Genomic DNA, 22,587 nt, shown 5'->3' with positions numbered 1-22,587 from the left:
AATTTTTATCTTCTATTTTTCTTGCAGGATGAGCGAAGAGTATGTTTAAGAAACTTCGTGGCATGTTTTCCAATGACCTATCGATCGATTTAGGTACCGCCAACACTCTGATTTACGTAAAAGGACAAGGCATCGTTCTTGACGAACCGTCTGTAGTTGCAATCCGTCAGGACCGTGCTGGTTCGGCGAAAAGTGTGGCTGCGGTCGGCTATGCAGCCAAACAAATGTTGGGACGTACTCCTGGCAACATTTCTGCGATTCGCCCGATGAAAGATGGCGTGATTGCGGACTTCTACGTTACTGAAAAAATGCTGCAGCACTTTATTAAACAAGTGCACGACAACAGTATCCTCAAACCAAGCCCGCGTGTTTTGGTGTGTGTGCCTTGTGGCTCCACCCAAGTTGAACGCCGCGCGATCCGTGAATCGGCGCTGGGTGCTGGCGCACGTGAAGTCTACCTGATTGACGAGCCAATGGCGGCGGCGATCGGTGCAGGCTTGCGCGTCTCTGAACCTACTGGTTCTATGGTGGTCGATATCGGTGGTGGTACGACAGAAGTGGCGGTGATCTCGCTTAACGGCGTGGTGTACTCTTCTTCCGTTCGTATCGGTGGCGATCGTTTTGATGAAGCGATCATCAATTACGTGCGTCGTAACTATGGCAGCTTGATTGGCGAAGCGACGGCAGAAAAAATCAAACACGAAATCGGCTCGGCCTACCCTGGCGATGAAGTACATGAAATCGAAGTGCGCGGCCGTAACCTTGCTGAAGGTGTGCCACGTAGCTTTAGCCTTAACTCCAATGAAATTCTCGAAGCGCTGCAAGAGCCCCTGTCTGGCATTGTGTCAGCGGTGATGGTGGCTCTAGAACAATGTCCGCCAGAGCTTGCTTCGGACATTTCCGAAAACGGCATGGTCTTGACGGGCGGTGGCGCACTGCTGAAAGATCTTGATCGTCTCCTAACCGAAGAGACGGGCATTCCTGTGGTGATTGCGGACGATCCGCTGACTTGTGTGGCGCGTGGCGGTGGTAAAGCGCTCGAAATGATCGACATGCACGGTGGCGATCTGTTTTCAGAAGAATAATGGTCACGGCTTGGGTAAGCGCGGCTTGCCCAAGCTGACAAGCCTAAGGTTCTAAAACACAATGAAGCCAATCTTTGGTAGGGGTCCTTCTCTACAGTTGCGTCTGTTGTTTGCGGTGATCGCATCCGCCAGTTTGATGTTTGCAGACAACCGTTTAGACGCATTCTCAGGTGTTCGATACTTTCTCAATAGCTTAGTTGCACCGATTCAGTACACGGCGGATTTGCCACGTACCATGTTTGATGGGGTGTACGAGCGTTTTAATACCCAACAGTCACTGTTGGAAGGCAACCAAAACTTAAGACGTGAAGTGTTGCGCCTGCGCAGCGACTTACTGCTGCTTGATCAATACAAAGAGGAAAACCTGCGCTTACGTAAGCTGCTCGGCTCCTCTTTTGTGCGCGATGAAAAGAAAATGGTCACGGAAGTGATGGCGGTGGACACTTCTCCTTATCGTCATCAAGTGGTGATTGATAAAGGTCGCATCGACGGTGTGTATGTCGGCCAGCCAGTGATCAACGAAAAAGGCATTGTCGGGCAAGTCACGTTTGTGGCGGCGCATAACAGCCGGGTTTTGTTGCTCACTGACGCGAAAAACGCCATTCCAGTGCAAGTGATCCGCAACGATATTCGCGTGATTGCTTCGGGCAATGGTGAAATCGATGAGATCCAGTTGGAGTACATTCCAACCAGTACCGATATTCAGGTGGACGATCTGCTGGTGACTTCGGGTCTTGGCGGGGTTTACCCTGAAGGCTACCCTGTGGCGCATGTTACCTCGGTCGAGCATGACACTCGACGTGAGTTCGCGGCGATTAAAGCCAAGCCTGTGGTGGAATTTGACCGCCTGCGCTATCTGCTTTTGGTGTGGCCAAATGAAGATCGCCAGCACAAAGTATTGGATGCCAATAACAGTGAGCAAGTGACACAAGAGGTAAGCGATGGCGAATAGTGTGTTACGTAGCCAAATAGTGATCGGCCTGAGTTTTTTTGTCGCGCTGGTGCTGCAAACCATTCCTTGGCCGGGCAGTTTGGATCTGTTTCGCCCGTCGTGGTTGCTGCTGGTCACCTGCTACTGGGTATTGGCATTGCCGCATCGCGTCAATGTCGGCAGCGCGCTGATCCTTGGCCTGTTATGGGATCTGCTGATCGGCTCGACCTTGGGCATACGCGGCATGATGATGTCTATCGTCATCTATCTGGTTGCATTGAACTTTTTGCTAATCCGCAATATGGCGCTCTGGCAACAAGCCATGCTGGTGGCGGGCTTAAGTGCCACACTGGAAGTGCTGATATTCTGCGGAGAATATTTGATCCAGGACGTGGTATTCAATCCATTATCGCTTTGGACCGCAGTAATTAACTGTATACTTTGGCCATGGGTGTTTTTATTGATGCGACGGATACGTCGCCACTGGCATGTAAGGTAATGAACATGAGCCATTTGGTGCTCGCGTCGGGTTCTCCAAGACGCAAAGAGCTGTTGTCCCAGCTTGGTCATGATTTTTCGCTTGTGGTGCCAGATATCGCAGAAGCCAAAGCAGAGCATGAATCGCCTGCCGAATACGTACTGCGTTTGTCGCAAGAAAAGGCGCTCGCAGGGCTTGCTTTGGTCTGCACTGAGAGTGTGGTGATTGGCTCTGATACTGTCGTGGTCTGTGATGAACAAGTGCTAGAAAAGCCGCAGCATCTTGACGATGCGAAGCGCATGCTTAAACAGCTTTCAAATCGTCGTCATCAGGTGATGACGGCGGTGACTGTCGTGACATCCAACAAACAGCGCTCGGTCGTGGTAACGACGGAGGTGTGGTTTAAAGCCCTGACAGACGATGAAATCGAACAATACTGGCAGTCAGGTGAACCATGCGATAAAGCTGGCAGTTATGGAATTCAAGGCTTGGGTGGACGTTTTGTTACCCGTATTGAGGGCAGCTATCACGCTGTCGTAGGACTCCCTCTGTTTGAAACTGACCAGCTGCTGCACGAATTCTTATAATTTTTAAACTGAGGTGCGCACATGAGTGCAGAGTTGCTGCTTAACGTGACCCCGAGTGAAACTCGCGTGGCCATGATTGAAGGTGGAGTACTACAAGAAGTTCATATTGAACGCGAAGCTCGTCGTGGCATCGTCGGTAACATTTATAAAGGGAAGGTCAGCCGGGTTCTGCCGGGTATGCAGGCCGCCTTTGTCGACATCGGCTTGGATAAAGCCGCCTTTCTTCACGCGTCGGATATTGTCCCGCACACCGAGTGCGTCGCGGAAAATGAAAAACAGCAATTTCAGGTGCGCGACATTTCTGAGCTGGTGCGCCAAGGGCAAGACATCGTCGTGCAAGTGGTCAAAGATCCGCTCGGTACCAAAGGTGCCCGCCTGACCACCGATATTACACTCCCATCGCGTTATTTAGTCTTTATGCCGGGCGCCAGCCACGTTGGTGTGTCGCAACGTATTGAAAGTGAATCGGAGCGCGAACGCCTCAAACGCATTGTCACTCACTACTGCGATGAACACGGCGGATTTATCATTCGCACCGCGGCCGAAGGGGCGGATGAAAAGGAGCTCTCACAAGATGCAGCGTTTCTCAAACGCTTGTGGAATAAGGTGATGGAGCGCCGGGCGAAGTACAAAACTCGTTCTACCTTGTATGGAGAATTGGGCCTGGCACAACGTATTTTGCGCGATTTTGTGGGCACTGAGCTGGATAAGATTCTGGTCGACTCCCGTCAGGAGTTTGAAAACCTGAAAGAGTTTACTTCCGAGTATGTGCCGGAGTTGACCGATAAGCTTGAACTCTACGAAGGCGATAAACCGATCTTCGACATGTACGATACCGAGAACGAAGTGCAACGTTCTTTGGAACGCAAAGTTGAGCTTAAATCTGGCGGTTATCTGATTATCGACCAGACCGAAGCGATGACCACGGTGGACATCAACACCGGAGCGTTTGTCGGTCGCCGTAATCTCGAAGAGACGATTTTTAACACCAACATCGAAGCGACCCAAGCCATCGCCCGTCAACTGCGTTTGCGCAACCTAGGCGGTATTATCATTATCGACTTTATCGATATGACTTCGGAAGAGCACCGTAAGCGGGTACTTACCTCGCTAGAAAATGCACTGAGCAAAGACAGAGTGAAAACCAACATCAACGGCTTTACTCAGCTTGGTTTGGTGGAGATGACGCGTAAACGTACGCGAGAAAGTATCGAACATATTCTCTGCTCCAGTTGTCCAACTTGTGAAGGGCGCGGCAGTGTGAAAACGGTCGAAACCGTCTGCTACGAAATTCTGCGAGAGATTACGCGAGTGAACCGCGCCTACGACGCCGACAAGTTTGTCGTGTATGCGTCGCCAGCGGTGGCCGACGCCTTGCACGGTGAAGAGTCGCATGCCTTGGCCGAGTTGGAAGTCTTTATTGGTAAGCAAGTACGTATTCAAGCGGAGCCTCTGTACATTCAAGAGCAGTTTGATGTCGTGATGATGTAGTGGAAAATTTGTGATCTCTGTTGTTACCCGCTTTGGGCGAGCGCTGCTGTGGCTGATTGTGTCAGCCCTGCTGGTGCTGGCTATCACTGTCACTGCGCTGCGGATTGCCCTGCCGCGCATGAACCATTTTCAGCAAGAAATCACCAGTTGGGTGAAACAGGGTACAGGCCTTGATGTGGCGATCCGCAGTGTGGCTGGCGCCTGGCGCAATAGCCATCCTTCGGTGGCGCTGCAAGGACTTGAGGCGCAACTGTCTGGTGAGCAAGAGATCAACTTGTCGGTGGATGAAATCCACGTTGAGTTCGATTTACTCCAGTCTTTACTGACTTTACAGCCAGTGGTCGCCAATCTCGATCTCAATGGTCTGGCTTTGGATGTGCGCTCGCTGAACCTGATTCCGCCGCCATCCGAAAGCAGTCAAGCCGCTGCGCAACCTGCGCTAGACAGTAAAACCTCGCAACTGATTGAACGGCTCGATAGCTTGTTGCTTAGGCAGCTTGAAGAGGTGTCTCTCACGCAATCGAAAATCTGGTATCGCTCGGTGTCGGGCGAAAATCGCCGACTGGATATTGAGAAGCTGCGTTGGCGTAACCAAGGCGCGCACCACTTAGCGGAAGGGGTGGTCAGCATTGCTGGCACCAATCTCAATTCTCTGTTAGTGACCGCTAACTTTGTCGACCATGGTTCGCTCTTGGATGTCAGTGGGGAGTTTTACGTTAATGCCGAGGAGATTTCCGTAACGCCTTGGCTAACCCGCTATATGAAAAGTGAGAGCGGGATTGAATCTGGCAAGGTGAGTCTCAAGTCTTGGCTGACCTTACAACACTCGAAGCCTCGTTATGCCTATGTGGAATTGTTGCCTTCCGAGCTGATTTGGAGTGAAAAAAATCGCCATGCACTGATCCTCGAATCGGGCGTATTCAAGCTTTCTCCCGATAAAGAGGGGTGGAAAGTAAATGGTCACTCACTGAGTCTGCGTACCGACGAAACCGACTGGCCGGAGCTGGATGTCGCCTTTGATTGGCAGCCACAAGGTTGGACGCTAAACCTCTCGCAACTGAGTATTCAGGCCTTGCTGCCACTGGTTAAGCTGATGCCAGACTCTACCGAGGTGACCGATGTGTTGACCAAACTTGAGCCAAAAGGGCTGATTGAAGACATTCGCCTGAAAATGAGCGATGGACTTGATTCACTGCGCTACTCGGCAGAAGTCGATTCCTTAGCCATGCAGCAGTGGGAACTGTTACCGGGTTTTCACAATGTGACAGGAGCAATCTCCGGCACGCCGACGCAAGCCAAAGTCTCTTTGGCGGTGATTGATGATGTGTTTCCGTACGGAGACGTGTTTCAGGCGCCGCTCAATATCAAGCAAGGGCAAGTCGACCTTGTGTGGCAAAACTACGCTGGTGGCTGGCGACTATGGGCCGATAAGGTGACCGCCGCCACGCCAGATTTGCAAGTGCTGGGTGAGTTTCGTTTAGATTTTCCTGACAACCAGAGTCCGTTTCTCTCTTTTTATGCCGAAGCCGACGCTTACAATGCTGGCGAAACATGGCGTTATTTGCCGACGTTGGCGCTTGGGCGCGAGTTAACCGACTATCTCTCCAGTGCAATCCAAGGTGGTAAAGTCAATACCGCCAAGCTGCTTTGGTACGGTGAACTGGGGCAGTTTCCTTACCGAGACAACGATGGCATGTTCCAAGCTTGGGTCGGTTTACAAGAGGGGAAATTCAGTTTTGATACCGCGTGGCCGCCGATCACGGATTTGCAGATGGATCTGTTGTTCCAAAACGATGCCATGTACCTTGATTCGAAATCGGCGACCTTAAAAGAGGTGCAAGCATCACGTATCACCGGACGTATTCCGGAACTGGTCGAAGATGGGCATATTGAAATCGAGGCAAGCGCTACGGCGGAAGGTAATGCGGTGCGTGACTACATGACCGCGACGCCGTTGGTGGACTCGGTCGGCGCCGCGCTCACGGCTTTGCAAGTCAAAGGGCCGGTGGTATCGCAGTTTCAACTCAATATTCCCTTTGAGAGCAGCAAAGAGCCGCGTGCGTGGGGATACGCCGATCTGAAAGGCAATCATGTCGATATTGATGCGCCGCCGATGGCTTTGGAAAAAGTCTCCGGACGGATTGAGTTCGACAACGATGTGGTGAAAGCCTCCGGTTTGTCGGCCAAGTTGCTCAAGCAGAACATCGCCATCGATTTTGCTGGTGAAAGTGCCGATTACGGTTACAGCGTTAAGATCAACACCGTGGCGGATTGGGATGTGAAGCCGCTGGTCCCTTATGTCGGCGAGCAATGGCTAGGGCGACTTTCCGGCCATGCGCCTTGGTTGATGGACATCGATTTGCAGCTCAATGACGTCGGTTTTACTTATCAGTTAGATCTCAGCGCTAAGTTGGATCGCGTTGCCAGTCGCTACCCGTATCCGCTCAATAAATCGGTGGGTGAGAACTGGAATGCGCGGCTGCAAGCCTCTGGCAATCAAGAGTCGATCACCGCGCGTCTGCAACTTCCCAATGCGAAATATCAAACCGAAATCGACATTACCGGTAAAGTGCCGCAGTTGACCGCGACCAACCTAGTACTGGGTAATGGCGGGTTCAAAATCAGCCCAGTGGTCGGGCATCATGCGTTGATCCGCACTGACTACTTTGATTTTGATGAGTGGCTGGATGTGGTGATGGCGAAGCCCGCCAGCAATCAATCCGCGCTCGACGGGATGCAAACACCAGAAATTCCGCTACCGACTCGAGTCAAACTGGAAACGCCAACATTGCGCCTCGCCGGGATCGAGTTCCACGATGTGGATTTCTCTGCACGTAAAAAGAACCTCAGTTGGCAACTGGAGGTGAAAAGTCAGGAAGTCGACGGCAAAGCGCACTATCTTGAACCTTATGACTTAGCGGTGTCGTTGGAGAAACTGCACCTCTATATTCCCGGTTTAGATGAGAAAAAAGCCAAGCAAGAGTCTCTGTTGACCGCAGAAAGTGAAGATGCGCCGCTCATCAGCGATTTTGATCGCCAGTTTCACCAAGCTATGCCGAATTTGACTCTCAACATTGATGATTTTTGGTTGCAAGGCTACAAAGTCGGCACTGTTAACGTCGATTTGCAGCGTCAAGGCAATGCGCTGGAGTGGAAACAGCTTAAGCTCGCCAGTGGCAGCAGTCAGGTGGATGTGAGCGGGCGCTGGATGTTGGATGGCGAGCGCAGTCACTCTCAAATGAACCTCAAAGTGAGCGGTGAAAACAACAGCGACTTGATGGAGCGCTTTGGTATCACCTCTGGGATCCAAAAAGCGCCGTTTGAGATCACCTCAAAAGTGGAGTGGGATGGTGCGCCTTGGTCGATGCGTGTCAGCACCTTAGATGGTGAAGTGCAGAGCGAGTTTGGTAAAGGGGTGATCTCCGATGTGAGCGGCGCGGCGCGTCTGCTGGGGCTGTTCAGTCTAGACTCGATCATCCGTAAAATGCAGCTCGATTTTACCGACGTGTTTGATCAGGGCATGGCGTTTAACTCGATCAAAGGCACTGGCAAAATTCAAGATGGTGTGTTTGTCACTAACGACATTTTTATGGACGCGCTGGCCGGTGAAATGCGCATTCGCGGTTTGGCAGACATGGGGCAGCGTACGGTCGATGCCGAAGTACAGTTTATTCCCGATGTTACCTCGGGCATTCCGATTCTGACGGCGTTTGCCGTAGCGCCGCAAACTGCACTGTACGTGCTGGCGATCTCGACGGTGATCTCGCCCGTAGTTGAGGTGTTTACGCAGGTTAACTACGAAGTCAAAGGGCCGCTGGAAGCGCCGACGGTAAAAGAGATTTCCCGTAGCCGCGGCGAGTTTACCCTGCCAGAGAAAATGCGCAGCGAAGTGCAACAATAGGAGTGTGCAATGGAAAGGATTGCCATTATTCAGATGACCTCAAGCGCCGAACCCGCAGCCAATCTGGCGGCGATTCAGCGCGGCTGTGAGCAGGCTGCCAAACAAGGAGCAAAACTGGTGGTAACACCGGAAAATGCGCTGCTGTTTGCCGACAAACAAGCCTACCACCAGCATGCGGAAGTGCTGGGAGAGGGGCCGCTGCAACGTGCTTTAGCGCAGTTGGCGAAACGCCAGCAGATCACCTTGGTGGTCGGCAGTATGCCGATCCGCAGCGCCACTGGCGTGACCACCACCAGTTTGGTGTTTGGTCCCGATGGTGAGCGTTTAGGCCATTACAGCAAACTGCACATGTTTGATGTCGATGTGGCCGATGGTCATGGTAGCTATCGCGAGTCCGATAGTTTTCAGCCCGGTAATGAAATTTGCGTGGTGGAGACGACGGTCGGCAAACTTGGTCTGAGCATCTGTTACGACTTGCGTTTTCCTGCGCTCTACCAAGCGCTACGAGAGCAAGGTGCGCAAATAATTTTGGTGCCTGCGGCGTTTACCGCCGTCACTGGCGAAGCGCATTGGGAAGTACTGCTCAGAGCCCGCGCCATCGAAACACAAACCTGGGTGATTGCCGCGGGGCAAGGTGGCCAGCACTCCGCCAAGCGAGAAACGTGGGGTCATTCGATGGTGATTGACCCGTGGGGAAGTTTGGTGGCGCAACTCCCACAACAGGGCGACTTGCTTGTTGCCGAGATTGATTTAGCCTATAGCGAGAAGATTCGACAAAACATGCCCGTTGCTCAGCATGGTCGTTTTACCCATTTACTAAATAAAAAAGCAGAGCCAAGCTTATGAGTATTAATCAAGTAGAAGAGGCACTGTTAGCACCGGGAGGTCTAACAGCGCAGGACGTGGCGGAGACGTTAAGCAGTATTGCAACGCGCCAAATTGACTATGCCGACATCTATTTTCAGTCCAGCTGGCACGAATCTCTAGTGCTGGAAGACAGCATCATCAAAGACGGTTCTTTCAATATTGATTGTGGTGTCGGTGTGCGTGCGGTGACGGGTGAAAAAACCGGTTTTGCCTATGCCGACCAAATCCAGTTGGACGGCTTACGCCAAAGTGCTCTTGCCGCGCGCGGTATTGCCCAGCAAGGGCAAAATGGCCAAGTTCAAGCCTTTCGCCGTAGCGACAATCAGCACTATTATGCAGCGCTCAATCCACTCGCATGCTGGGAAAAACAGCAAAAAACCGAACTGCTTAAATCGCTCGATGCCTATATCCGCACCAAAGAGCCGCTTGTCAAAGAGGTGTCGATTAGCTTAAGCGGCGTGCATGAACAGATGTTGGTTGCCGCAACCGATGGCACTTACGCAGGCGATGTGCGCCCGCTGGTGAGATTATCCATTAGCGTACTGGCGGAAAAAGGCGATCGCCGTGAGCGTGGCAGCTCAGGCGGCGGCGGCCGTTTTGGCTACGATTTCTTTATCGGAGAGGAAGATGGCGTGCAACGCGCGTTCCACTTTGCTGATGAAGCGATTCGCATGGCACTGGTCAATCTTGAAGCCGACGCAGCGCCAGCGGGAACCATGCCTGTGGTACTCGGTTCGGGCTGGCCGGGCGTACTGCTGCATGAAGCGGTCGGCCATGGTTTGGAAGGGGATTTCAACCGTAAAGGCTCTTCCGTCTTCTCCGGCAAAATCGGCAGTCAGGTGACCTCGCCACTATGTACCATTGTCGATGACGGCACACTCAAAGATCTGCGTGGTTCTTTGAACGTGGATGACGAAGGGGTAAATGGTCAATACAACACCCTGATTGAAAACGGCGTTTTGCAAGGCTACATGCAAGATAAGCTCAACGCACGTTTGATGGGCGTGAACCCAACGGGTAACGGTCGCCGTGAATCTTACGCTCACCTGCCGATGCCGCGCATGACTAACACTTACATGCTGCCGGGTCAGCACACGCCGGAAGAGATCATCGCCACGGTGAAAAAAGGCTTGTACGCGCCTAACTTCGGTGGCGGTCAGGTAGACATCACTTCCGGTAAGTTTGTCTTCTCAACCTCGGAAGCGTATTTAATCGAAAACGGCAAGATCACTCGCCCGGTTAAAGGCGCGACTTTGATTGGTTCTGGGATTGAAGCCATGCAACAAGTGTCGATGGTCGGCAACGATCTCAGCATTGACCGTGGTGTCGGCGTGTGTGGCAAAGCCGGGCAGAGTATTCCGGTTGGTGTTGGGCAACCGACCCTGAAACTCGACTCCATCACGGTAGGTGGCACGGAATAATCCCACACAGTAATAACAAAAGGGGGCGAAATGATCGCCCCCTTTTTTAAGCTCACTCTTGTCTCGTTTACTCATTTATGAGTAACCTAGCCCCCAGAACCTAGCCCCCAGAACCCAGAACCCAGAACCCAGAACCCAGAACCCAGTTCCTCGCTTTCCTAGTTCCTCGCTACAAATTCTCCTCGGCAAATTCCGCCAAGCGGCTGCGCACCACACCGTTGAGGTGGATGTTGGCACTGCCTTCGAAATTCTTAAAGCGCTCGACCATGTAGGTCAGGCCCGAGGTGACTGGAGTTAGATAGTGGGAATCAATCTGCGCCAGGTTACCGGAACAGACGATCTTAGTGCCTTCCCCACAACGGGTGATGATGGTTTTGATTTGTGATGCGGTGAGGTTTTGGCACTCATCCAGCAAGACAAACGCATTTTGAATCGAACGGCCACGCATAAAGTTGATCGATTTGAACTGAATGTTGGCTTTATCGACGATGTATTTGAGCGAGCCTTCGGTACAGTGATCGTTTTTGTGCAGCGCTTCCAGCGTATCGGTCACGGACGCAAGCCAAGGCATCATTTTTTCCTCCTCGGTGCCGGGCAAGAAGCCGATCGACTCGCCGATGTCTGGTGTGTTGCGCGTCACGATGATCTTATCGAACATCTTTTTCTCTATGGTTTGCTCTAGCGCGGCGGCCATGGCAAGCAAGGTTTTACCGCTGCCCGCCGCGCCAGTGAGGATGACAAGGTCAATGGTCGGATCCAGCAACGCATCCAGCGCCATCGCCTGATAGATGTTCTTCGGTGAGATATCCCAAGCGCGGCGGTGCATCATGCGCTCACGACTGATGTCGAGCAGCGTCAGTTTGTCGCCGTCAATCTCCGCCACACGGCCGGCGAAGTCGCTCTCTTCATCAATCACATATTGGTTAATAAAGGTCGGGTCGAACGGCGCTCTATCGAGGGTGTGATAGGTCCGGCCGCCGAGCGTGCGGCTTTCAACCTGATCCACGTTTTGCCAAAAATCGCCTTCACGCTGTTGAAAGCCTTTGGTGAGGTATTGAATGTCGTCAATCAGTTGGTCGGTGCGATAGTCTTCAACAAAGCGTACACCGGCCCCTTTGGCGCGCAGACGCATGTTGATGTCTTTGGTAACCAGCACCACTTCGCGTGGCGCACGTTTGTTTTGTAGATAAAGCACGGCGTTGAGAATGCGGTTGTCGCCCGCTTTATCAGCAAAGGCTTTGACCGTTTCTTGCAGTTCGAAATCGGCCAAAATAGCAATGGTACCGCGACTGTTGCCTTCCCCGGAGACGGGAATGCCTTCTGAAATTTCATCCGGAGTGGCATCGCGAAAGAGGTCTTCCAGTGCACGAATCGCCACGCGCGCATCGCGCGCCACATCTCGTTTACTGTCTTTAATTCGGTCCAGCTCTTCAAGCACCGTCATGGGTATCACCACGTCGTGCTCTTTGAACGAGTAGATAGCGAAGGGTTCGTGTAGCAGTATGTTGGTATCAAGTACAAACAGTTTCCGGTCGGTATCGCCCATAGCGTCTCCTTGCCGCAGCGCGGCTTTGCTTGCTCAGTACCAAGCGAAGACAGAGGTCTTCTGCTTGGCCGTATGCTTGCAGCAGAGGTCGAATACTTCCGGCCATTACCGACAGAGGCACCATTGGGGGCGCATATGGCATGTCAACCGAGTAGCGAGACGACTTACTGCAAACCCGTGTTGATCCTAAACGTGTACCGAGAACCTGCATTATCTGTGCCGCTGTCAGCTTTCTGACGAGAAAGGGCGAACAGGTTCTGTTTAAGTATACGCAAATTTGATCACACCAGATCCCACAAATGCCATGAGTTTTTTACATTTTGATTTCATCCACGTTTGGTGAAAAAAAATAAAGTGAATCCCAGTGTTTGGGCGTGACCTCCATCACGGCATCAAGTAAGATTAGCGGCCTTTTTCTGCGGCGATTTTTACAGCGAATTATTCGCCTTTTCCCGGTTGGCGAGGGGCGTAAGCAGAACTAAGCTTTTAGAATTCATAATCAAAACGAGGTAGTCAATTCATGACATTTGCTCTGGGGCAACGCTGGATCAGCGATACGGAAAGTGATTTGGGTTTAGGTACGGTGGTCGCGTTAGACGCGCGAACGGTGACATTAATGTTCGCCGCTTCAGAGGAAAACCGTGTTTATGCCAGTAACGATGCCCCAGTAACCCGAGTGATTTTTAACGTCGGTGATGTCGTGGAGTGTCAAGAAGGCTGGTCACTGCGTGTAGAACAAGTGGTGGAGGAGAAAGGCCTTTACACTTACCTCGGCACGCGCGAAGACACCGAAGAGACCGGAGTCGCGCTGCGTGAAATTTTCCTTAGTAACCAAATCCGTTTCAACAAGCCGCAAGACAAAATGTACGCTGGTCAAATCGACCGCATGGACAACTTCGTGCTGCGTTACCGCGCATTGAAAAATCAGTATGAGCAGCATCGCAGCCCAATGCGCGGCCTCTGTGGCATGCGCGCTGGCCTTATTCCTCACCAACTTTACATTGCCCACGAAGTGGGGCGTCGTCATGCGCCGCGCGTATTACTGGCAGATGAAGTGGGCCTAGGTAAAACCATCGAAGCGGGGATGATCATTCATCAACAAGTGCTGCTTGGTCGTGCTGAGCGCATTTTGATTGTGGTGCCAGAAACTTTGCAGCACCAGTGGCTGGTGGAAATGATGCGTCGTTTCAACCTGCATTTCTCGATTTTTGACGAAGAGCGCTGCGTCGAAGCATTCGCCGAATCGGACAACCCATTTGACACCCAGCAGTACGTGCTCTGTTCACTGGATTTTTTGCGCAAAAGTCGCAAGCGTTTTGAGCAAGCGCTGGAAGCGGATTGGGATCTGTTGGTGGTCGATGAAGCGCACCATCTGGAATGGAGCCAAGACAAACCAAGCCGCGGCTACCAAGTGATTGAAGGGCTGGCTGAGCGCACGCCGGGCGTATTGCTGCTGACCGCGACGCCCGAGCAACTTGGCCGCGAGAGCCACTTTGCCCGTCTGCGCCTACTTGATTCAGATCGTTTCTACGACTACGAAGCGTTTGTCGAAGAAGAAGCGCAGTACGCGCCAGTTGCCGATGCGATCACTGCCCTGTTTTCGGGCAAGCTGCTGCCTGATGAGGCAAAAAATCAGATCACTGAACTGCTTTCGGAGCAGGACGTTGAACCGCTGTTTCGTATTATCGAAAGCAACGCCGATGAAGAGAGCAAAGCCGCTGCGCGCCAAGAGCTGATTGACAACCTGATGGATCGCCACGGTACGGGGCGTGTTCTATTCCGTAACACCCGTGCGGCCATCAAAGGCTTCCCAGTACGTAACGTGCACCTGCTGCCGATGCCGATCCCATCGCAATACACTACTTCAATGCGTGTCTCTGGCATGATTGGCGGTAAAATGACGCCGGAAGCGCGTGCGATGAAAAACCTTTATCCGGAAGAGATCTTCCAAGAGTTTGAAGGGGACGATTCAAGCTGGTGGCAATTTGACTCACGGGTAAACTGGCTGCTGGAAAAAATTCTCGCCAAACGCAGCGAGAAAATTTTGGTTATCGCCTCACGCTCCAGCACGGCATTGCAACTAGAGCAAGCGCTGCGCGAGCGTGAAGGCATTCGCGCCACCGTCTTCCACGAAGGCATGTCGATTCTCGAGCGCGATAAAGCGGCGGCGTACTTTGCTCAGGAAGAGGGCGGCGCTCAGGTGCTGATCTGTAGTGAGATCGGCTCAGAAGGCCGTAACTTCCAGTTCGCTAACCAGCTGGTGATGTTTGATTTGCCGTTTAACCCGGATCTGCTTGAGCAGCGGATTGGCCGTTTGGATCGCATCGGACAAAAACGTGATATCGACATTCATGTCCCTTACCTGCAAGGCACTGCGCAAGAGGTGCTCGCACGTTGGTTCGATGAAGGCTTGAACGCATTTGCTGAAACCTGCCCAACAGGCCGTGCGGTGTATGACCAATACGCCGATACGCTGATTGAGATCCTCGCATCCGGTGACAGTACGCCGCTGGAAGAGGTGATTGCCCAATCGGCTAAAATGAACCTCGAGCTAAAAGCGCAGTTGGAACAAGGGCGCGATCGCCTGTTGGAAATGCACTCTAACGGCGGCGAAAAAGCGCAGCAGATCGTGGCAGAGATCGCGGGCAAAGATGGCGATACCAACTTGGTGAGCTTTGCGCTGAGCCTGTTTGATACCATTGGCCTTAACCAAGACGATAAAGGCGAAAACGCGATTGTCGTTACGCCATCCGAGCACATGATGGTGCCAAGCTACCCGGGCTTACCCTACGAAGGAGCGACCATCACGTTTGACCGCGATACGGCACTGTCGCGTGAAGACATGCACTTTATCAGTTGGGAACACCCGATGATTCAGGGCGGTATCGACCTGTTGATGAGCGAAGGCGTCGGCACATGTGCGGTGTCGCTGCTGAAGAACAAAGCGTTGCCGGTTGGCACAATTTTGCTCGAGCTGATCTACGCTGTGGATGCCCAAGCGCCTAAACGCAGCGGTATTGGCCGCTTCCTACCGCGCACGCCCATCCGTTTGATGATGGATGCGCGCGGCAATGATTTGTCGGCTCAGGTTGAGTTTGAAGGCTTTAACCGTCAACTTAGCCCGGTTAACCGCCATCTGGCCAGCAAACTGGTTTCATCGGTGCAGCAAGATATTCACCGTTTGATCGAGTCCGGTGATGCGCTGGTGGTTGAGCGCGTCGAAGCGATTCGCCAGCAAGCACAGCAAGAGATGCAGCAAAGCCTCAATGGTGAGCTGGAACGTCTGCAAGCGCTGAAAGCGGTCAACCCGAATATTCGTGATGAAGAGCTGGAAGCGATTGACGCGCAAATCAAAGAGCTGAGTGGTTACATTGGCAAAGCGCAGTACCAGCTTGATTCACTGCGTCTGATTGTGGTCAGCCACAACTAATTCGCGTCGCCCATCGGCTGGATATGCCATGCGATGGGCGACCTTGATTGATTTTGTTATGAGACACTTTTATGTCTGAGTTTGAATACCATCCGCCGACCGACCCTTGGATAGATATCGTCTATGAAGATGGGCATATCTTGGTGGTCAATAAGCCGTCTGGCCTGCTGTCGGTGCCGGGGCGCTTGCCGCAATACAACGACAGCGTCTGGAGTCGTTTGAAACAGCAAGATCCAGACATTCAAGTGGTACACCGTTTGGATCTCGCCACCTCAGGCTTGATGCTGCTCGCCAAAGGCAAACATGCAGAATCGGCACTGAAGAAGCAGTTTCAATACCGTTTAACGCACAAAATCTACTACGCTCGCGTTTGGGGCCATGTGGAAGCCGATGAAGGCATGATCGATCTGCCGCTGATTGTCGACTGGCCAAATCGTCCGTTGCAGAAAGTGTGTTATGAAGAGGGCAGGCCATCGCAGACTAAGTTCCATGTGGCCAAGCGTGAAGTGCACCCTAATGGTGAGAAAACCACCATCATGCGCCTACTGCCGATCACCGGTCGTACGCACCAACTGCGCGTACACATGCAGTCCATCGGTCATCCGATTGTCGGGGATGAGTTTTACGCCAGCGGTGAAGCGCGCGCCTTTTCTGCACGTTTAGAGTTGCATGCCGCTGAGCTGAGCTTTTATCATCCGAAGAATCGTTGGCTGCGCAGCATCTTTGTGCCGTGTGATTTTTATCCGCAGGCGCAAGAGATGATCTTTTCTTATTACGATCCTGCGCGTAAATTACCGGATTACAAAACGCTGTCCAACCCTTAATCAACGAGCGATGGGCAGTGCATTACAGGAGTTGCTATGTCACTGCCCACTATCGTTTTTCTCGACCGAGCCACCATTCCCGCTCACATTCCACTGCCGCAAGTTGATTTTGCTCACCACTGGGTTGAGTACCCTCTCACCTCGCCAGAGCAAGTGGTGGAGCGCCTGCAAGCGGCCGACATGGTTATCACCAATAAGGTGGTGTTAGACCAAACGGTGTTAAGTCAACTGCCCAATCTGCGCATGATCGCGGTGGCAGCCACCGGGTTTAATAACGTAGATGTGGACTACTGCGCGGCCAAGCAGATCGCAGTGAGTAACGTGCGAGGCTATGCGGGCAACTCAGTGCCGGAACATGTGATGGCGATGCTGTTTGCCCTAAGACGTAATCTGTTTGCTTATCATCAAGATATTGCCGCTGGCGTCTGGCAAAAAGATAAGCAGTTCTGCTTTTTTACCCATCCGATTGGCGATATTGCTGGCACAATCTTAGGCATTATTGGCGCAGGTGCACTGGGCCAAGCCACCGCCAAACTGGCGCGAGCGCTGGGTATGCAGGTGCTTTTTGCTGAGCACAAAGGGGCGACGCAGTGCCGCGAGGGGTATCTGCCGTTTAGTGAAGTGCTGCAAAACAGTGACGCCATAAGCTTGCACTGTCCGCTGTCTGAGCACACGATCAATTTGATTGGCGCGGATGAACTGGCACAAATGAAGCCATCGGCGATTTTACTCAATGCTGGCCGAGGTGGTTTGGTCGATGAGCAGGCGTTGGTCGCTGCGCTGAAAAATGGTGTGATTGCTGGTGCGGGCGTGGACGTGTTTAGCCAAGAGCCTGCCGATGAAACCAATCCGCTGTTGGCGAACATGGCGTTGCCGAACTTGCTGCTCACGCCGCATGTGGCGTGGGGCAGTGATTCAGCGATCAGCAAACTGGCCGAGATCCTGATGGAAAACATTAACGCTTTTTGGCGCGGTGAAGCGTTAAATCGCGTAGTGTAACCTCACGCAGAGACAAAAAAGGGTGACCTCGTGTCACCCTTACTTTTTGCCGCGCTCTGTGAGCCGACTCAATCGATTATTTGCGTACCGCAATCGCTTCGATTTCGATGCCAACATCTTTCGGTAGGCGAGCCACTTCTACGCAAGAGCGAGCTGGGTAGTGCGCCACGTTGTGCTCGTCAAAAAACTTGCCGTACACTTCATTCACTGTGCCGAAGTCATTTAAATCTTTGACGAAAACCGTCATTTTTACGATGTCGCCCACGCTCAGGCCAGAGGCTTCGACCACGGCTTTGACGTTGTCGAGCGACTGACGTGCTTGCGCTGCGATCTCTGCTGGGATTTCGCCAGTCGCAGGGTTGACGGGGATCTGGCCTGAAGTTAGGACCATGTTGCCAAGGTCAACGCCTTGAATGTAAGGGCCGATGGCCGCAGGCGCCGAATCAGTGTGAAGTACTTTAGTCATTGTTATGTTCCATCTTGATTGAAGGGAAAACAAAAGAGGCTTCAGTGTGCCGCGAAAGGGATGATTGGTAAAGAGAAAATCCCCAGCCGCGAAGGCTGGGGAAGTGCTTGTGACGATTAACGTTCGGTGACGATTTCGCGTGAAAATACTTTCTCGCAGTATTTGCATTTCAAGCGCACATCGCCTTTCTTTTCAAATACGCGAAAGCTGCTGGCCACGGGCTCGTTGTGAGAAATGCAGTTGCTGTTCGGGCACTCGAACACATCGCTGACAAACTCCGGCAACTCTAGCGCCAGTTTCTTCACCACGTGGTAGTTTTCGATTTGGTTAACGGTCGCGTGCGGGGCATACAGCGCCAGTTTGCGCGCTTGTTCTTCACTGATGAAGACGTTCTCAATTTTGAGCAGATCTTTACTGCCAAGCGCGGAAGAGGGCAGATTGAGGCCGATGGTGACGCGTTGGGAAGAGTTGTGCATATCGAACAGTTTCAGCACCTTAATGCCCACTTGTGCCGGAATGTGGTCAATCACTGTACCGTTTTTAATCGCTTCAACCTGCAATTTTGTCTCTTTTTCCATGCTATTTCTCTCCGATTACAGTGATTCATTCAAAACTAGGGCCAACAGGGCTTCACGCGCGTACACGCCGTTGCCCGCTTGCTGGAAGTAGTAGGCGTAAGGCGTTTTATCCACATCGGTGGTGATCTCGTCGACGCGTGGCAGCGGGTGCAGCACTTTCAAGTTATCGCGGGCATTTTCCAGCATGGCGGCGGTGAGAATGTAGGCCGATTTGATGTGCACGTATTCCGAGGCATCGAAACGCTCTTTTTGCACGCGGGTCATGTAGAGAATATCTAACTCAGGGATCACGCTGTCCATGTCGTTGTGCACGCTGTAGGCGATGCCTGCTTCATCCAACTCTTCCAGAATGTACTCTGGCATCGCCAGTGCATCTGGCGCGACAAAGAAGAAACGGATGTTGTTAAACTTCGCCAGTGCTTGAGTGAGCGAGTGGACCGTGCGGCCATATTTGAGGTCGCCGACAAACGCCACGTTGAGCTCGTCCAAGCGGCCTTGGGTTTCAGAAATGGTGAACAGATCAAGCAGGGTTTGTGTGGGATGCTGGTTAGCGCCATCGCCCGCGTTAATCACGGGCACGCCGTTTGAGAACTCCGACGCCAAACGCGCTGCGCCCTCTTGCGGGTGGCGCATGACAAACGCATCCACATAGTTAGAGATCACTTGCACGGAATCGGCCAGTGTTTCGCCTTTTTTCGCCAGCGAGGTGTTACCGCCATCGTCAAAGCCAATCACGTCGCCGCCGATGCGCTGAATCGCCGTTTCAAACGACAAGCGGGTTCGGGTTGAAGGCTCGAAGAAGCAGCTCGCCACCACTTTGTTTTTGATCAGATCTGGATTTGGCTCTGCTTTGAGTTGACCAGCCGTTTTGACAATCAATTCCAGCTCAGCGCGGCTCAGCTCCGGAATGGAAATAATGTGCTTTTTATAAAGCGAGTTTGTCATAGTCGTCTTCCCTATCTGAATGTTTCAGGCAATAAAAAAGCCTCCCATTACGGGAGGCTTTAAAAATCAATCGGATTAGTCAATGCAACGACAGAAGAAACAGCGCCATGCAGGTGAGATTGAGTGCCTGCTCGTCGTGCTGTGTTGGTTGTCAAACGCGTTGTCATTTCATAACCCTCGGACAAATTGCCGGGTATTATACGCATCAAGCGCGTGAGCGCAAGCGATTACATCAAGCTTTTACGCGCCAATGTAATCGATTAACTCACTCGTGTTTCCGTTAGCTGCCCAGCGTTGCCACCATCACCGCTTTGATGGTGTGCATGCGATTTTCTGCTTCATCAAAGACAATTGAGTGGTCTGATTCAAACACCTCTTCTGTCACTTCTAGCCCTTTCATCCCATATTTTTCCGCCACTTGTTTGCCGATGACGGTTTCATCGTTATGGAAGGCGGGTAAGCAGTGCATAAATTTCACCGCAGGATTGCCCGTTTGCTTGAGCATCGCCATATTGACTTGATACGGCTTCATCAGCGCCACGCGCTCATCCCACGCTTGCGGTGCTTCGCCCATGGAAACCCACACATCGGTGTAGAGAAAATCACACCCGGTCACGCCCTCTTCGACGCTTTCGGTCAAGGTGATTTTCGCCCCGTTTTCGCTGGCAATGGTTTGGCAAAGGGCCACTAACTCCTCTTCCGGCCAAAAGGCTTTCGGCGCGACTAAGCGAATGTCCATGCCCATCTTAGCTGCGCCAACCATGAGTGAATTACCCATGTTGTTGCGCGCATCGCCAAGATAGGCAAATTTGATTTGATGCAAGGCTTTACCTTGGCCGTGCTCTAGCATGGTGAGGAAATCAGCAAGAATTTGCGTGGGATGGAATTCGTCGGTCAGGCCGTTCCACACTGGCACGCCTGCGTAGGCGCCAAGCTCTTCAACAATCGCTTGACCAAAGCCGCGATACTGAATGCCATCGTACATTCGCCCGAGCACCCGAGCGGTATCTTTCATCGACTCTTTGTCACCGATTTGCGAACCGGATGGACCGATGTAAGAAACCTGTGCCCCTTGATCAAAAGCGGCCACTTCAAAGGCGCAGCGTGTACGGGTCGACGCTTTTTCGAAGATCAGCGCGATGTTCTTGCCTTGTAAGGTTTTCTTCTCGGTTCCGGCGTACTTGGCTTTTTTCAGCTGCGCGGAGAGGTCCAGCAAAAACTGAATTTCCTTCGGCGAGAAGTCCAGCAGCTTGAGAAAATTGCGATTGCGAAGATTAAATGCCATGAGCCAGCCCTTTTTCTATGAAGAGTTATGGCGCTAGTAAAACATATAAATGCTATATTTGTGAATAAATATTTTTATTTGCGTAAGGAAAAACCGATGCGCAAACATCGGTTTTTGTTGAAACGACTGGGAGTTAGCGAGATTAAATGTCATCGCGCTCAATCGGGCAACTCATGCAGCGTGCGCCGCCACGGCCGCGTCCCAGTTCATTGCCGGGAATGGTTAAAACCTCAATCCCTGCCTTGTCATACTTCTCATTGGTGTAGACGTTGCGCTCGTAGCCAATCACCACGCCCGGTTTGACGGTCAGTACGTTATTGGCATCATTCCACTGCTCGCGTTCGGCTTCGTAATTGTCACCACCTGTGGTGATGATGTTGAGCTGATCCAAACCAAGAGCGGTTTCGATAGCATGCAGATAGTTATGCGATGCCTCGACGCGCATTTCACCATTCCCTTGCGGTGTGAGGCGCCAAGTATCGAGATCTTTGCGCATGATTTCTGGATAGACCGAAAAAGTATCGACATCCATGTGCGTCATGACGGTGTCTAAATGCATGCAAGAGCGGTGCTTTGGCAGATCAATGGCGATCACCTCTTTTGCTTGGCCGGACTTAAACAGGCTCGCCGCGAGGTTTTCTACCCCTTGTGGCGTGGTGCGCTCAGACATACCGATTAACACCGCGCCTTTGCCGATCACCAGCACATCGCCGCCTTCGATATTGGCGTTGTCGTAGTGCAGGTCTTCATCACCGAAGTATTTGATGAAATCTTGCCCTGCAAACGTCGGGTGCCAATGATAAATCGCGCGCAAATGGTTGGTTTCGCGTTGGCGCGCCGCTTTCATCATTGGGTTGAGTGACACGCCTCCGTATACCCAACACGAGGTGTCGCGGGTGAAGAGATGGTTGGGCAGCGGCTCAATGACGAAATCCAGCGGGCGCTTCATTCTTGGTAGCATAGACGCGGATTTGATCGGCAACTCAGAGTAGGCTAATCCGCCAAGTAGAATGGTCGCCAGATGCTCATCGTCCATATCAGAGAGATAGTGGCGCAGATCGCGGGCGAAAATCGGCCCGTAGCGAAAATCCGAAATTTGCACATTCAGCAGCCAGTGTTTGGCTTGCGGCACGGCTAGGGTTTGAACCAAGAGATCGTGCAGCAGTAACACTTCAACCCCTTGGCTGCGCAGCGTGTTGGCAAACGCATCGTGTTCTTGGCCCGCCGCCTCAACCGCTAACACATCATCAAACAGTAACTCGTGGCAATTGGAGGGGGTGAGATGGGTTAGGGCTCGTTCTGGGCGGTTTAACAACACTCGTCGTAGTTGACCGACCTCGGAGCCGACATACAGCTTGCTCATTTTGCATCCTTACAATTTATCCTGCCGCTATTTATGACAACCTTATCTATAAGATGCAAATCGCTTTACTTTGTTTAAATTCTGCATTTTGTTTTAATTTTGGTTTTTGTTGCTAATTTTTGTTTACATCTTGGAGTTATGGTCTGTTTTGGTGTTCTTTATTTTGGAGGGCAAAATATGCGTTTTTATGCGCGTCACTTACTGCTCTTTGGATGAGGAATCTTAGGAAATGATTGAATAGACATTCAATAATATGCACTTATTGCCGCTCCATTAGTCGCAATCTCGTTTTTTGACAGAATTTAATCGTGAATGAAGCGGCAAATTTTAGGCAATTATATTTATGTGCTGTTCGTTTTTGCTCGCGTAGGATCTTCTGAATCTTACTGA

Annotated in this window: 17 protein-coding genes; 11 read left to right on the top strand and 6 right to left on the bottom strand. The window is 52.0% G+C overall.

Features of this window, described 5'->3' with window-relative positions; translation table 11 throughout:
* Nucleotides 1-41 precede the first annotated feature (41 nt).
* From EA26_RS18505 to tldD, 8 genes are all read left to right on the top strand, one after another.
* Nucleotides 42-1,085, top strand: a complete 1,044-nt coding sequence (locus EA26_RS18505; protein ID WP_039430583.1) for a rod shape-determining protein — start codon at nt 42-44, stop codon at nt 1,083-1,085.
* Between the two features lie 61 nt (nt 1,086-1,146).
* The gene (gene mreC / locus EA26_RS18500; RefSeq protein ID WP_039430582.1) at nt 1,147-2,037 is read left to right on the top strand and encodes a rod shape-determining protein MreC; all 891 of its coding nucleotides are present in this window, start codon (nt 1,147-1,149) and stop codon (nt 2,035-2,037) included.
* Complete coding sequence (mreD, locus tag EA26_RS18495; protein WP_039430580.1) at nt 2,027-2,515, top strand: rod shape-determining protein MreD; 489 nt, start codon at nt 2,027-2,029, stop codon at nt 2,513-2,515. Before mreC ends, mreD begins: the two co-directional genes overlap by 11 nt.
* A gap of 5 nt (nt 2,516-2,520) precedes the next feature.
* Complete coding sequence (locus tag EA26_RS18490; protein WP_039430578.1) at nt 2,521-3,081, top strand: Maf family protein; 561 nt, start codon at nt 2,521-2,523, stop codon at nt 3,079-3,081.
* 21 nt (nt 3,082-3,102) lie between these two features.
* Nucleotides 3,103-4,572: a ribonuclease G gene (rng, locus tag EA26_RS18485; protein WP_039430576.1), complete on the top strand. Its 1,470-nt coding sequence runs from the start codon at nt 3,103-3,105 to the stop codon at nt 4,570-4,572.
* 10 nt (nt 4,573-4,582) lie between these two features.
* Complete coding sequence (locus tag EA26_RS18480; protein ID WP_039430575.1) at nt 4,583-8,473, top strand: YhdP family protein; 3,891 nt, start codon at nt 4,583-4,585, stop codon at nt 8,471-8,473.
* Between the two features lie 9 nt (nt 8,474-8,482).
* Nucleotides 8,483-9,319, top strand: coding sequence for a carbon-nitrogen hydrolase family protein (locus tag EA26_RS18475; RefSeq protein WP_039430573.1), 837 nt, complete (start codon nt 8,483-8,485; stop codon nt 9,317-9,319).
* Nucleotides 9,316-10,761 (top strand): metalloprotease TldD, encoded by a 1,446-nt coding sequence (gene tldD, locus EA26_RS18470; RefSeq protein WP_039430570.1) that lies wholly within the window; start codon nt 9,316-9,318, stop codon nt 10,759-10,761. Before EA26_RS18475 ends, tldD begins: the two co-directional genes overlap by 4 nt.
* Nucleotides 10,762-10,930: 169 nt before the next feature.
* Here tldD and EA26_RS18465 read toward each other — a convergent pair whose 3' ends face one another.
* Nucleotides 10,931-12,307 (bottom strand): PhoH family protein, encoded by a 1,377-nt coding sequence (locus tag EA26_RS18465; RefSeq protein ID WP_039430568.1) that lies wholly within the window; start codon nt 12,305-12,307, stop codon nt 10,931-10,933.
* A 520-nt stretch (nt 12,308-12,827) separates the two neighbouring features.
* On the opposite strand from EA26_RS18465, the gene rapA reads away from it, so the two are divergent.
* From rapA to EA26_RS18450, 3 genes are all read left to right on the top strand, one after another.
* Entirely contained in the window at nt 12,828-15,737 is a 2,910-nt protein-coding gene (rapA, locus tag EA26_RS18460) for an RNA polymerase-associated protein RapA (protein ID WP_039430567.1), read from the top strand.
* Between the two features lie 71 nt (nt 15,738-15,808).
* Nucleotides 15,809-16,561 (top strand): pseudouridine synthase, encoded by a 753-nt coding sequence (locus tag EA26_RS18455; protein WP_039430565.1) that lies wholly within the window; start codon nt 15,809-15,811, stop codon nt 16,559-16,561.
* Nucleotides 16,562-16,597: 36 nt separating this feature from the next.
* A complete protein-coding gene (locus EA26_RS18450; RefSeq protein WP_039430564.1) occupies nt 16,598-17,560 on the top strand; it encodes a D-2-hydroxyacid dehydrogenase in 963 nt (320 codons plus the stop codon).
* A 76-nt stretch (nt 17,561-17,636) separates the two neighbouring features.
* Here EA26_RS18450 and EA26_RS18445 read toward each other — a convergent pair whose 3' ends face one another.
* The 5 genes from EA26_RS18445 to arcA all read right to left on the bottom strand — a co-directional run bounded on the left by EA26_RS18445 (nt 17,637) and on the right by arcA (nt 22,197).
* A complete protein-coding gene (locus EA26_RS18445) occupies nt 17,637-18,026 on the bottom strand; it encodes a RidA family protein (protein WP_039430562.1) in 390 nt (129 codons plus the stop codon).
* A gap of 116 nt (nt 18,027-18,142) precedes the next feature.
* On the bottom strand, nt 18,143-18,604 hold the full coding sequence (pyrI, locus tag EA26_RS18440; protein ID WP_039430560.1) for an aspartate carbamoyltransferase regulatory subunit: 462 nt from the start codon (nt 18,602-18,604) through the stop codon (nt 18,143-18,145).
* A gap of 15 nt (nt 18,605-18,619) precedes the next feature.
* On the bottom strand, nt 18,620-19,549 hold the full coding sequence (gene pyrB, locus EA26_RS18435; protein ID WP_039430559.1) for an aspartate carbamoyltransferase: 930 nt from the start codon (nt 19,547-19,549) through the stop codon (nt 18,620-18,622).
* Nucleotides 19,550-19,829: 280 nt separating this feature from the next.
* A complete protein-coding gene (argF, locus tag EA26_RS18430; protein ID WP_039430557.1) occupies nt 19,830-20,834 on the bottom strand; it encodes an ornithine carbamoyltransferase in 1,005 nt (334 codons plus the stop codon).
* A gap of 142 nt (nt 20,835-20,976) precedes the next feature.
* Nucleotides 20,977-22,197 carry an arginine deiminase gene (arcA, locus tag EA26_RS18425; RefSeq protein WP_039430555.1) on the bottom strand — a complete coding sequence of 407 codons (1,221 nt, stop codon included), beginning with the start codon at nt 22,195-22,197 and terminating at the stop codon, nt 20,977-20,979.
* Nucleotides 22,198-22,587 lie beyond the last annotated feature (390 nt).

The organism is Vibrio navarrensis (assembly GCF_000764325.1).
Classification (GTDB): domain Bacteria; phylum Pseudomonadota; class Gammaproteobacteria; order Enterobacterales; family Vibrionaceae; genus Vibrio; species Vibrio navarrensis.
The sequence above is the reverse complement of the archived record's forward strand: the minus strand, read 5'-3'. Positions and strand labels throughout refer to the sequence as shown.

Excerpts from the sequence above, each read along its gene's own strand:
- EA26_RS18445 (WP_039430562.1), bottom strand. The coding sequence starts at position 18,026 with ATGACTAAAGTACTTCACACTGATTCGGCGCCTGCGGCCATCGGCCCT.
- mreD (WP_039430580.1), top strand. The coding sequence starts at position 2,027 with ATGGCGAATAGTGTGTTACGTAGCCAAATAGTGATCGGCCTGAGTTTT.
- argF (WP_039430557.1), bottom strand. The coding sequence starts at position 20,834 with ATGGCATTTAATCTTCGCAATCGCAATTTTCTCAAGCTGCTGGACTTC.
- EA26_RS18475 (WP_039430573.1), top strand. The coding sequence starts at position 8,483 with ATGGAAAGGATTGCCATTATTCAGATGACCTCAAGCGCCGAACCCGCA.
- EA26_RS18490 (WP_039430578.1), top strand. The coding sequence starts at position 2,521 with ATGAGCCATTTGGTGCTCGCGTCGGGTTCTCCAAGACGCAAAGAGCTG.
- tldD (WP_039430570.1), top strand. The coding sequence starts at position 9,316 with ATGAGTATTAATCAAGTAGAAGAGGCACTGTTAGCACCGGGAGGTCTA.
- mreC (WP_039430582.1), top strand. The coding sequence starts at position 1,147 with ATGAAGCCAATCTTTGGTAGGGGTCCTTCTCTACAGTTGCGTCTGTTG.
- EA26_RS18465 (WP_039430568.1), bottom strand. The coding sequence starts at position 12,307 with ATGGGCGATACCGACCGGAAACTGTTTGTACTTGATACCAACATACTG.
- EA26_RS18505 (WP_039430583.1), top strand. The coding sequence starts at position 42 with ATGTTTAAGAAACTTCGTGGCATGTTTTCCAATGACCTATCGATCGAT.
- pyrI (WP_039430560.1), bottom strand. The coding sequence starts at position 18,604 with ATGGAAAAAGAGACAAAATTGCAGGTTGAAGCGATTAAAAACGGTACA.
- pyrB (WP_039430559.1), bottom strand. The coding sequence starts at position 19,549 with ATGACAAACTCGCTTTATAAAAAGCACATTATTTCCATTCCGGAGCTG.
- rapA (WP_039430567.1), top strand. The coding sequence starts at position 12,828 with ATGACATTTGCTCTGGGGCAACGCTGGATCAGCGATACGGAAAGTGAT.
- rng (WP_039430576.1), top strand. The coding sequence starts at position 3,103 with ATGAGTGCAGAGTTGCTGCTTAACGTGACCCCGAGTGAAACTCGCGTG.
- arcA (WP_039430555.1), bottom strand. The coding sequence starts at position 22,197 with ATGAGCAAGCTGTATGTCGGCTCCGAGGTCGGTCAACTACGACGAGTG.
- EA26_RS18450 (WP_039430564.1), top strand. The coding sequence starts at position 16,598 with ATGTCACTGCCCACTATCGTTTTTCTCGACCGAGCCACCATTCCCGCT.
- EA26_RS18455 (WP_039430565.1), top strand. The coding sequence starts at position 15,809 with ATGTCTGAGTTTGAATACCATCCGCCGACCGACCCTTGGATAGATATC.